Raw genomic sequence first — 10,269 nt, forward strand, 5'->3', positions numbered from 1 at the left:
CATCTCGCAGGCCGCCAGCCTGTCCTACAAGCGGCTGACCCGCACGGTCGAGGTCCCGGCGGCCGGTGGGCAGCTGAGGTTCTGGGTGGACCGGTCGACCGAGGAGGACTGGGACTACTTCTTCGTGGAGGCGCGGACCCCTGGAGCGGACGACTGGACGACCCTGCCCGACCTCGGCGGAGCGACCAGCACCGAGGTCGGCAACTCCTGCCCGTACTGGCTGACGCTGCACCCGTTCCTCGAGCACTACCAGACGGCGCAGGGCGACGACACGTGCGCAGCGACGGGCTCGAGCGGGTCCTGGAACGCCGCCACCGGCCAGTCCGACGGTTACGAGCAGTGGCGCGTCGACCTGGGTGCCTGGACGGGCCGGTCGGTGGAGCTGTCCCTGACGTATGCGAGCGACGACGTGGTCCAGGCCGGCGGCGTCTTCGTCGACGACATCACCACCCCGACCGGAGCAGGCAGCACGTCGTTCGAGGCCGACGGCGACGAGCTGGACGGCTGGACCGTCAGCGGCGCTCCCGCAGGGAGCGAGCCCAACCCCAACGACTGGATCGCCGGCACGCCGGACGAAGGCCCCGCGACCGTCGGCGACAAGGCGGAGGCGGCGTTCGCCAAGCACCCGCGGATCCTCGACTTCTTGCAGGACACCTTCGGGCGCTACCCGTTCTCCTCGTCCGGTGGCATCGTCGATGCGTACCCCAACCTCGGGTTCGCCCTGGAGAACCAGACGCGGCCGATCTACTCGCAGGAGCAGATCGGTGGAAGCGAACAGGCCGCCGAGGCCGTGGTCGTGCACGAGCTCGCCCATCAGTGGTACGGGGACAGTCTCGCGGTCGAGCGGTGGAGCGACATCTGGCTCAACGAAGGCTTCGCGTCGTACGCCGAGTGGCTCTGGTGGGAGGACAAGGGCGAGGCCACGGCCCAGGAGATCTTCGACGACACCTACGCGGCCTACCCGGCCGAGGACCCGTTCTGGGACCTCACGATCGGCGACCCGGGACCGGACGGCCTGTTCGCGAACGCGGTGTACGACCGCGGTGCGATGACGTTGCACCAGCTGCGGCTCGCCGTCGGAGACGACGACTTCTTCGCGATCCTGCGCGGCTGGGCACGGCGCAACGCGGGCGGCAACGTCACGACCCCGCAGTTCATCGCCTACGCCGAGCGTGTCTCGGGGCAACAGCTCGACGACCTCTTCGACACGTGGCTCTACACGGCCAGCCGTCCGGAGGTCACCGGCACCTTCCTCCGGAGGTCGCCGGTGACGGGTCTGCCGCCGTTTGCGAGGGAGTGGCGCGCTCGGCGCTGACTCGAGGTCGTCGTCACAGCCCTTCCCACGGATAGCCGTGGCGTTGGAACGCGGCGGCGACTGCCTTGCGACTCGCCTCCACCTCCTGCTCGAAGAGGCGACGACCGTCGTGGCCGTCGACGACGACCTTCTTGCCGTCGCGATAGACCGCCACGACCTGCGTACGGTCGATGCGGCGACGGTCGTCGCCGTGGTGCACCACCACGGCGTCGTCGTCGACCTCCAACCGGTAGGCGCCCCAGATCTCGGAGGCAGCGAGGGCGAGGCCGAGGAGCAGACCGACGGTAGGACGCGCCACCCACGCCCACGGCTGGTCGAACGACGCCACCCACTCCAGCGGGCCCTTGAACGGGACGACAGGGACGTCGGCCAACCATGCCGCCAGGACGGGGGCGAGCAGGAAGAGGAGGAGCCCGCCGACACCGAAGACGACGGCGGTGCCGATCGCGTCCGAGCGCGTGTAGCCGAGCGTCGTGGTGGGAGGTTCGACGGTCATGGCCCGACCGTACGAACGGTGCGGGCGTCCCGGCATCGTCCGAAGGACTAGCCCGGCCGCGACCAAAGGTGATCCGCCCGTCCCGATCCGCAGACGAGAGGGACGCCGCCGCCCTCATTCTCGGCTCGGCTCCTCCGACCGCCGGGGGTAGACCGTCTTGCGGCCCAGGAAGACGGCGAGGAAGCCGATCGCGACCCCGGCCACGTCGTCGGCGACGTAGTGCCAGCCAAGGTAGAACGTCGCCACGATCGTGGCGAGGACGAAGACGCCGAGGACGTGGCTCAGGCGCCGGAGCCCGTAGTAGCGCGCCATCAACCAGACCAGCGTGGTGAACGCGACGTGCAGGCTCGCGAACGCGGAGATCTGGGCGAACGCGTCCGGCGCCTCTGGATGGGCCAGCAGGTGCTCGCGACCAGCGATGTCCTTCTCCCACATGTCCTGGATGACCGTGCGGGGAAGATCGGCGTAGTCCTCCGGCAGCCGCCAGAACGGTCCCAGGGACGGGATCAGGTAGTACGAGCCGACCCCGAGGATCCATCCCCACATGCCCGCCACGAGCATCACGAACCCGTGCCGGATGCGCGCCGTGAACACCAACGAGCCGAGCAGCATCGCCGTCACGACGGGCGTGAAAGCGGTGTAGACGACCGAGAGGATCGACATCGCGACCCCCTCGCCCAGCAGGTCGTGCAGCGCCTCGCCCGGAGTGCTGCCGAAGAACAGCCACCGGTCCCAGCTCAGGAGCAGGTCGTCGCGGGGGTCGAGCAGGACGTCCCAGCTCTTGAGGTTGTGGTAGCAGAGATAGACGAGGTAGTAGGCGACGAGCCCGCTCACCGCGGCGGCGGTCCTGCGTGCCGTCCACCTCGCGCGGAGAGCGCCCAGGGTCGTACGCACCGTCCGTGGGTGGGCTCGCCAGCAGGCGTCGACGACGGCGAGCACCAGCAGTCCGGGCAGCGCGATCGCCAGCCGTGAGAGGAAGAAGGCGTTGCCCGGGTCGCGGATCGGGATGCCGGCGACAGATGCGCCGACCAGCGTGACGACGGCGAACGCACCGACCACGAGCCACGTACGCCAGTACCAGCCCTGCCCCGAGCGGATCCGCCACCGGGCGCTCGACCCGGTGACACCGTCGGAGCGGGTGGTTGGCCCCACGGTCGCAGCGTACGCCGGGGCGAGTGCCTCGTTCGTTCGGCGGCGCCGACAACATCGGGTTCTAGACTCGGAAGGATGCAGCGCCGCCGCGTACGCACCTCGCTCCCTGCTCTCGGGATCGCGCTGGCCGTCGTGCTCGCGGGCTGCAACGGTGACCCGGACGCGCAGCCGACGACCGGCTCCGAGAGCACCCCGGCATCGGCGTCGCCGAGCGCGAGCCCACCGACGACCGCGCCCTCCGCGACGACACCACCCGCGGCCACGCCGACGCCCTCGTCGAGGCCCGCCCCGGGCACGGTGCCTCCGGCGTGGTTGGGCAGGCGGGTGCTCCCCGTCACCACGGACGGCTTCGGTGAGGTCCGCCCGACCCCTCCGGCACTGCGGAACCGTCGGTTCACCCTCCCGGACCAGCTGCCGGCGTTGCCCGGGTCGGGTTTCGCCAGCCGGATCGTGTCGCCACCGCCGGACAGCGTCATCGACCGCTCCACCTGGCGGCCCGGGTGCCCGGTCGCGCGGTCCGACCTCGCCTGGATCCGCCTGACGTTCTGGGGCTTCGACGACGCCCGCCACACCGGCGAGCTCCTGGTCAACAAGACGGTCGCCCGCAAGGTCGTCCGCGCCTTCCGGGCGATGTACACCGCCCGCTTCCCGATCGAGGAGATGCGCATCACCCGCGCGGCGGAGCTGTCGGCACCGCCGACCGGTGACGGCAACAACACCGGTGCCTTCAACTGCCGGCCCACCCGCGGCACGACCACGTTCTCCGAGCACGCCTATGGTCTGGCGGTCGACATCAACCCGTTCCAGAACCCGTACGTCAAGGGCGACGTGGTCCTGCCCGAGCTGGCGACCGCCTATGTCGACCGCAACCGCGTCCGGCCCGGGATGATCCTCGCCGGCGGACCGGTCGTCCGGGCGTTCGAGACGATCGGCTGGGGATGGGGCGGGGCGTGGAGGACGCTCAAGGACTACCAGCACTTCAGCCGCGACGACCGCTGAGCCGGCCGCCGAGCAGCCCCGTCGCGCGACTGGACCCGACCCCCGGGGGAACCGCTAGTCTCCACGGGTGACGACACGAGACCGAAGGGTGGCCGCGCCCGTCGTGGTCCTGGCGCTGACGTTCCTCCTCGTGCTGGTCGGGGGCGCCCCCGCCCTCGCTGGGTCCGACGCCGACACGATCGGTGCACGCGCGAACGCTGCCCGCGCGGCGCAGGGCCTCGCACCGCTGACCCGCAACGCCAGCCTCGACGCGGTCGCGCTCGCCTGGGCACACCGGATGGCCGATGCCCGGCGCATGTCGCACAACCCCGACGTCGCCGACCAGATCCCGAGCGGGTGGCGTCGGGTGGGTGAGAACGTCGCGATGGGCTATCCGAGCGGTGCCGCCATGCACGGCGGCTGGATGGACTCCTCGGGACACCGTGCGAACATCCTCGGCGACTACACCGACATCGGGATCGCCTTCATCAGGGCGGGCGGCAGCACCTGGGGCGTACAGGTGTTCGCGAACTATCCCGGCTCCGGCTCGCGACCGGCTCCCGCGGCCCCCACGACTCCCTCGGCCACCCCGACACCGAAGCCGAGCGCGGCACCCGCGAAGCCGAAGGCCGCGCGGACGTCACCGCGACCGACAACCGCTCCGACCCAGGCGCCGAAGCCTCCTCGGACGACACCGACGCCGAGCGTGACGCCCAGCCCGAGCACGGCCCCGACCCCGACGACGGCGGAGACCTCCGCGCCCGTCGCCGGCGCACTCGCGGAGCCGGGTGGTCCGTCGGACCGCGCCCGCCCTGTCGCCTCCGATCCGCTCGACGGAGTCGGTCGTACGACCTCGGCTGCCGTGGTCGCGGGAGTCGGCGCGGTCTCGCTGGCCGCGCTGGCTCTGGGCCTTCGCCGGCGTACGGCTGACTCCGGCCGCCACCGCGGCTGACGACCCTCGCGGGGCGCCGACCGATCCGGGCGCGGGCACGACGAAGGCAGGAAGCCATGCTCCCTGCCCTCCTCAACGTATAGCGCACCCCTGGGCTTGCGGCAAGCCCCCGTCGCTGCCCCAGACTGCTCGGTGCCGAGCGAACAGGAGGGCTGAGATGAACGACGTGGTCGTCGTAGGAAGCGGGCCAACGGGGCTGATGCTCGCGGGAGAGCTGGCCTTGGCAGGAGTGGAGGTCACGGTCGTCGAGCGGCGACCGACACCGGAGCTCGCGGGCTCCCGGGCGGGTGGGTTCCACGCGCGCACGATCGAGGTGCTCGACCAGCGGGGGATCGCCGACAGGTTCCTGGCCGAGGGGCAGACGGTCCAGGTGGTCAGCTTCGGCAGCACGATGCTGGACCAGAGCGACTTCCCCACCCGGCACCCGTACTCGCTGGGGTTGTGGCAGAACCACATCGAGCGCATCCTGCTCGGCTGGGTGGAGGAGCTGGGGGTGCCCATCCGTCGCGGCCTCGAGGTGACGGGTGTCGCCCAGGACGAGACCGGGGTCGTCCTCCGTCTTGCGGACGGGTCACCGCTCCGGGCGCCGTACGTCGTCGGTGCCGACGGCGGACGCAGCATCGTCCGCAAGGAGGCCGGCATCGCGTTCGAGGGCTCGGACGCGACGCGCAGCCACCTGATCGCCGAGGTGCAGGTGAGGGAAGACATCCCGGACGGGATCCGTCTCGACGCGACGGGCATCCACGGGTTGGGCGTCATGGACGACGGGCGCACCGTCCGGGTCGTGGTGACCGAGCAGCGGCTCGGCCCCGCCACCGATCCCACGCTCGAGGACCTCGGTGAGGCGTTGAAGGACGTGTACGGCACGGACTTCGGCGTCCACGACCCGACGTGGGTCTCACGGTTCACCGACGCGACCCGGCAGGCCGCCGCCTATCGGGCAGGACGGGTGCTCGTCGCCGGCGACGCCGCCCACGTCCATCACCCGGCGGGTGGGCAGGGGATCGGTCTCGGCGTGCAGGACGCGGTGAACCTGGGCTGGAAGCTGGCGCAGGTGGTCAAGGGCACCTCGCCCGTCGAGCTCCTGGACACCTACCAGGCGGAGCGGCACCCGGCCACCGCCCGCGTGCTCGAGTACACGATGGCGCAGTCGATGCTCCAGCGAGGTGATGCCCGGACCGCGGCGCTGAGCCGCACGATCGCCCAGATGGTGGGGTTCGACGGCCCTCGCACCCTGATGGCGGGTCTCGCCTCGGGGCTGGACACCGCCTACGACCTCGGCGAGGGCCATGCCCTGCTCGGTCGTCGCATGCCCGACCTCGACCTGGTCGCGCCCGACGGCGACCGTCGTGTCTACTCCCTGCTGCACGGTGCCCGCCCCGTCCTCCTCGACCTCGGGACGACCGAGCATCTCGGCGCCGAGCCGTGGGCGGACCGCGTCCAGCACGTACGGGCGCAGGTCGCAGGAGCGTGGGAGCTGCCCGTGCTGGGCGAGGTCGCCGCTCCGAGCGCCGTGCTCGTCCGGCCCGACGGTCATGTCGCCTGGGTGGGGGACGGAACGCCGGCGGGACTCAGGGAGGCCCTCACGACGTGGTTCGGGCCGGCTCGGTCCTAGCGCTGCCGACCGACCACCTCGCGTGCCGCGCGGTCCGCCGTCCCGAAGAAGTCCGAGAGCGCGAGGGCCAGGGCCTCCTGGTCAACGCCGTGCCACCCGCCCGGCAGACTCCGGTGGCTGCCGTAGGGAAGGGCGCGGGACGCCGCGGAGGCCCAGCCCGTGAGGTCGTCGGTGCTGCCGCTGCTGTCGAGGACGAGCGCAGGGACGTCGACGCGCTCCAGGAGACGGTGCGACGACTCGTCCGAGAGTCGCGCGTCATAGGCCAGGGTCGGCGCGACCGAGACCATCGCCTCCCACGCTGGGGTGTCACGCATGCCGTCGGTGATCTCGTCGGGGACCCCGATCGACCGGTGGAAGTACGCGGTCGCCTCGTCGTGACGGCCCGCCGCGAGCAGCGACTCCAGCGTGGCCGTGAATGCGCTGTCACCCTCTGCCGGCTCGGCCTGGAGCGGGGGTTCGAGGAGGGCGAGCGCGCGCAGGTCGACGCCGGCGGCAGCGGCGTGCAGGGCTACGAGTGCCCCGCTGGAGAAGCCGTACGCGAAGGCGGGAGCCCCGGCGGCGGCGACGACCGCGGCCAGGTCCTCGACCTCGCGGCTCACGGCGTACGGCGGGGTGTCCGCGCTCAGGCCGCGCCCGCGCCGGTCGTACTGGTAGACGCGGAAGTCAGAGGCGAGGCGCTCGGCGAGTCCGTCGAAGGCGCTGAAGCCGCGGAAGTGGGCTGCCGGCTCGACGAGCACGAGCGGTGGCCCGGCCCCCCGGCGGTCGTAGGCGATCACCGTGCCGTCCGCGGACGTCGTGGTGTGGTCGTGGATGGACAGCATGGTTCCTCCTGCATGGTTCTTGGGGCAGACCGCCGGTGTCGGCACAACTCATCGCCGACGGGGCACCGGGTCTTGACAATAGGTAACGCCTCAGTTACCAATGAGCGATGGAGGTTTTCGAGGCGGTGGCGGACCCGGTACGCCGCGATCTGCTGACCCGACTGCTCGACGGGCCGAGCCGGGTTGTCGACCTCGCGGCTGCGCACCCCATCAGCAGGCCTGCGATCAGCAGACACCTCAAGGTGCTCGCTGACGTCGGGCTCGTCGAGGCGGAGACCGTCGGGCGCGAACGCCGCTACCGGGTCCGGCTCGAGGGCCTCGAGCCCTTGCGCGTCTGGCTCGACGAGATGCGCCCTCCGACGTCCCGCTTCAGCGAGCGTGCTCTCGACGGCCTCGACCTCGAGGTCCGCCGTACGGTCCGGGAGCGGGCAGCAGGGCGACCCGCGACCGAGCAGGACCACCCCCACCACGAGGAGACCGCATGACCATCGCACCGACCGGACGCCGCGAGAGCCGCAACGGCACCGAGTACGTCGTCTTCCACCGCCGGTTCGCCGCTCCGGTCGAGGACGTGTGGGCGGCCGTCACCGAGCCTGAGCGACTCGAGCGCTGGATCGGCACGTGGACCGGTGACCCCGCGACGGGGGAGGTCACCTTCACGATGACGGCCGAGGGCCCGGACACGCCAGAGGAGCGCTACGTGGTCGAGGAGTGCGCGCCGCCGCGGCGCCTCGTCGTCCGGTTCGCGGATCCGTCCGAAGGCTCGGGACCGGACTGGGTGCTCGAGCTCGACCTGGACGACTCCGAAGGTTTCACGACGCTGGCGTTCGCGCAGGCGATGCCCGACGCCGAGACCGCCTCGACCGTCGGCCCCGGCTGGGACTACTACCTCGACCGGCTGGTCGTCGCCGAGCGGGGGGACGACCCGGGCGAGCTCGACTACGAGCAGTACGCCGCGGACCAGTCCGAGTACTACCGCTCGGCGTTCTCCTGAGCGCAGCGGTCAGCGTCCGTCACGCGGGCCGAAGGCCTGCACGGCCGCCGCGTCGCTGTGGCGTGCGCGCACATACTCGTCGGCCCACTCCGCACGGCGCCCGTACGCCGATCGCCGGACGACCTCCGCGACCACGGCGTCGACGTCGATCGAGGTGTGACGCAGGCTGACCTGACCGTCTCGCAGCAGCGCCCACGAGCCTCCCGGTCGTCCGTACGGCATGCCGATGCTGCCGGAGTTGACCACCAGACGCCGGTCGACGAGCCGTACGAACGGCATGTGGGTGTGGCCGCAGACCACGGTGCGGACCTCGTCGCCGAGGTCGGCGAACACCTCGGCCCACCGCTCGAGCCGGGTGTCGACGAGCACGACCTCGCCGTCGTCGCGGGGTGTCCCGTGGCAGAAGACCACCGGACCGAACCCGTCGACGTCGAGGCGCACCGGGTGCGGGAGCGCGTCGAGGAGCGCGACCTGGTCAGGCCGCAGCTGCCGTCCCGCCCACAGCGACTCGGGGTGCTCCGACGTCCCCCCTCGAGCCACCGCCACGAGCTCGCGGTCGGCGTTGCCGCGGACGAGGACCGCGCGGTCGCCCAGCGACACGAGGCGGTCGAGCACCTCCACGGGCATCGGGCCCGCAGCATGGTCACCGGTGACGACGATCCGGTCGGCGCGGGCGACGTCGGGCTCGGCGAGGACCGCGTCGAGCACGGGGAGCACACCGTGGACGTCGGAGAGGACGGCGATCGAGGAGACCACGGGCCGAACGTAGCGCGGAAGCGAGAATCCGGGTGCGCTCGGCCACGGTGTCGTCGTACGGTCACCGGCATGCGCATCGACCAGCACGGGGACCTCCGCGTCCTCTCGCTCGACCCCGACGGGCCGCCGATCGCCACCCCGGCCGACGGCGCCCAGCTCGTCGGCGACGCCTGGGCGCACGACGCGCAGATGGTCGTGGTGCCCGCTTCCCGGCTCGATCCGGAGTTCTTCCGGCTCCGCTCGGGGTTGGCGGGGGAGATCCTCCAGAAGCTGGTGAACTACCGCATCCGGCTCGCCGTGCTGGGCGACATCACGGCGTACGTCGAGGCGAGCGACGCGCTGCGTGATCTCGTACGCGAGTCCAACAAGGGGAGCCAGGCGTGGTTCGTCCCGGACGAGGATGCCCTCGCCGCCCGCCTCTCCTCCGCGATTCGGTGAGGAGATCGAGCCTGCTCCGCCGGGTGCACCCGATTTCCTCACCGAATCGCGCGCTGACGTGGCCGAATTCGGGTGACGTCCTCCGCCGTGCATGGTTGTGTCGGCGCTATGCGAGCGATGACCTACTACATCGGCCTCACCCTCGACGGCTTCATCGCCGGACCGGACGACGAGGTCGACTTCTTCCCGATGTCCGACGACTTCATGGGCTTCATGGCGACCGAGTGCGCTGATGCCCTCCCGGTCCAGGCACGCGAGGCGCTCGGCGTTGCTGACACGCCGTTGACCACGTACGACACGGTCGTGATGGGACGGCGCACGTACGACCCGGGCCTGGCGCTCGGGCTCACCGACCCGTACGCCCACCTCCGCACGGTGGTCTTCAGCCGCTCGCTCGCAGAGTCGCCCGACCCCAAGGTCGAGGTCACCACCGCCGACCCGGTGACACGGGTGCGCGAACTCAAGGCGGAGGAGTCGCCCCTGGGGATCTATCTCGCCGGCGGTGGTGTGCTCGCCGGTCAGCTGCTCGACGAGATCGACCGGATGGTTGTCAAGAAGTACCCGGTCGTCGCCGGCACGGGCGTCCCCGCATTCACGGCGGCGTTCCGGCCCACAGCGTTCGCGCTCGACGACGTGGCGACGTTCGACAACGGCTGCGCCGTCCTCACCTACCACCGAGGGATGGGGGGGGGGGCGAGGGGGCGGGCCGCCCCGGGCCCCCCCCCGCCGCCCCCCCACGCGGGGGGGGGGGG

At 71.7% G+C, this 10,269-nt stretch carries 12 protein-coding genes; 8 read left to right on the forward strand and 4 right to left on the reverse strand.

Going from position 1 to position 10,269, the window contains the following annotated elements:
• A partial coding sequence (locus PV363_RS12370) for a M1 family aminopeptidase (RefSeq protein ID WP_301022460.1) occupies nt 1–1,315 on the forward strand: 1,315 nt, incomplete at its 5' end.
• 13 nt (nt 1,316–1,328) lie between these two features.
• On the opposite strand, the gene PV363_RS12375 is transcribed toward PV363_RS12370, so the two are convergent.
• Nucleotides 1,329–1,811 (reverse strand): hypothetical protein, encoded by a 483-nt coding sequence (locus tag PV363_RS12375; RefSeq protein WP_220345641.1) that lies wholly within the window; start codon nt 1,809–1,811, stop codon nt 1,329–1,331.
• A 114-nt stretch (nt 1,812–1,925) separates the two neighbouring features.
• Nucleotides 1,926–2,963, reverse strand: coding sequence for a phosphatase PAP2 family protein (locus tag PV363_RS12380; RefSeq protein ID WP_301022461.1), 1,038 nt, complete (start codon nt 2,961–2,963; stop codon nt 1,926–1,928).
• A gap of 75 nt (nt 2,964–3,038) precedes the next feature.
• Here PV363_RS12380 and PV363_RS12385 point away from each other — a divergent pair, with 75 nt between their 5' ends.
• The 3 genes from PV363_RS12385 to PV363_RS12395 all read left to right on the forward strand — a co-directional run bounded on the left by PV363_RS12385 (nt 3,039) and on the right by PV363_RS12395 (nt 6,508).
• Nucleotides 3,039–3,962: a M15 family metallopeptidase gene (locus PV363_RS12385; RefSeq protein ID WP_301022462.1), complete on the forward strand. Its 924-nt coding sequence runs from the start codon at nt 3,039–3,041 to the stop codon at nt 3,960–3,962.
• A gap of 67 nt (nt 3,963–4,029) precedes the next feature.
• Complete coding sequence (locus tag PV363_RS12390) at nt 4,030–4,893, forward strand: CAP domain-containing protein (protein ID WP_301022463.1); 864 nt, start codon at nt 4,030–4,032, stop codon at nt 4,891–4,893.
• A gap of 115 nt (nt 4,894–5,008) precedes the next feature.
• Nucleotides 5,009–6,508 carry an FAD-dependent oxidoreductase gene (locus tag PV363_RS12395; RefSeq protein ID WP_301022468.1) on the forward strand — a complete coding sequence of 500 codons (1,500 nt, stop codon included), beginning with the start codon at nt 5,009–5,011 and terminating at the stop codon, nt 6,506–6,508.
• Here PV363_RS12395 and PV363_RS12400 read toward each other — a convergent pair.
• Complete coding sequence (locus PV363_RS12400) at nt 6,505–7,329, reverse strand: alpha/beta fold hydrolase (protein WP_301022464.1); 825 nt, start codon at nt 7,327–7,329, stop codon at nt 6,505–6,507. The genes PV363_RS12395 and PV363_RS12400 overlap by 4 nt on opposite strands.
• A 107-nt stretch (nt 7,330–7,436) precedes the next feature.
• Between PV363_RS12400 and PV363_RS12405 the strand changes: the two genes are divergently transcribed.
• Together PV363_RS12405 and PV363_RS12410 are read left to right on the forward strand one after the other, a co-directional pair.
• Nucleotides 7,437–7,814 carry a metalloregulator ArsR/SmtB family transcription factor gene (locus PV363_RS12405; RefSeq protein WP_220342687.1) on the forward strand — a complete coding sequence of 126 codons (378 nt, stop codon included), beginning with the start codon at nt 7,437–7,439 and terminating at the stop codon, nt 7,812–7,814.
• Nucleotides 7,811–8,323: an SRPBCC domain-containing protein gene (locus PV363_RS12410; protein ID WP_301022465.1), complete on the forward strand. Its 513-nt coding sequence runs from the start codon at nt 7,811–7,813 to the stop codon at nt 8,321–8,323. The genes PV363_RS12405 and PV363_RS12410 overlap by 4 nt, the downstream gene beginning before the upstream one ends.
• 9 nt (nt 8,324–8,332) lie before the next feature.
• Here the strand turns inward: PV363_RS12410 and PV363_RS12415 are convergent, their stop codons facing one another.
• Nucleotides 8,333–9,079 (reverse strand): metallophosphoesterase family protein, encoded by a 747-nt coding sequence (locus tag PV363_RS12415; RefSeq protein WP_301022466.1) that lies wholly within the window; start codon nt 9,077–9,079, stop codon nt 8,333–8,335.
• Nucleotides 9,080–9,148: 69 nt separating this feature from the next.
• Between PV363_RS12415 and PV363_RS12420 the strand changes: the two genes are divergently transcribed.
• Nucleotides 9,149–9,517 (forward strand): DUF4180 domain-containing protein, encoded by a 369-nt coding sequence (locus PV363_RS12420; RefSeq protein WP_220342684.1) that lies wholly within the window; start codon nt 9,149–9,151, stop codon nt 9,515–9,517.
• A gap of 108 nt (nt 9,518–9,625) precedes the next feature.
• The coding region (locus tag PV363_RS12425; protein ID WP_301022467.1) for a hypothetical protein at nt 9,626–10,269 on the forward strand (644 nt) is incomplete at its 3' end.

The sequence above is a fragment of the Mumia sp. genome (assembly GCF_028803055.1).
Classification (GTDB): Bacteria; Actinomycetota; Actinomycetes; order Propionibacteriales; family Nocardioidaceae; genus Mumia.

What these genes read in the sequence shown, in the direction of transcription:
- PV363_RS12375 (WP_220345641.1), bottom strand. Translation starts at nt 1,811, where the DNA reads ATGACCGTCGAACCTCCCACCACGACGCTCGGCTACACGCGCTCGGAC.
- PV363_RS12385 (WP_301022462.1), top strand. Translation starts at nt 3,039, where the DNA reads ATGCAGCGCCGCCGCGTACGCACCTCGCTCCCTGCTCTCGGGATCGCG.
- PV363_RS12400 (WP_301022464.1), bottom strand. Translation starts at nt 7,329, where the DNA reads ATGCTGTCCATCCACGACCACACCACGACGTCCGCGGACGGCACGGTG.
- PV363_RS12405 (WP_220342687.1), top strand. Translation starts at nt 7,437, where the DNA reads ATGGAGGTTTTCGAGGCGGTGGCGGACCCGGTACGCCGCGATCTGCTG.
- PV363_RS12410 (WP_301022465.1), top strand. Translation starts at nt 7,811, where the DNA reads ATGACCATCGCACCGACCGGACGCCGCGAGAGCCGCAACGGCACCGAG.
- PV363_RS12420 (WP_220342684.1), top strand. Translation starts at nt 9,149, where the DNA reads ATGCGCATCGACCAGCACGGGGACCTCCGCGTCCTCTCGCTCGACCCC.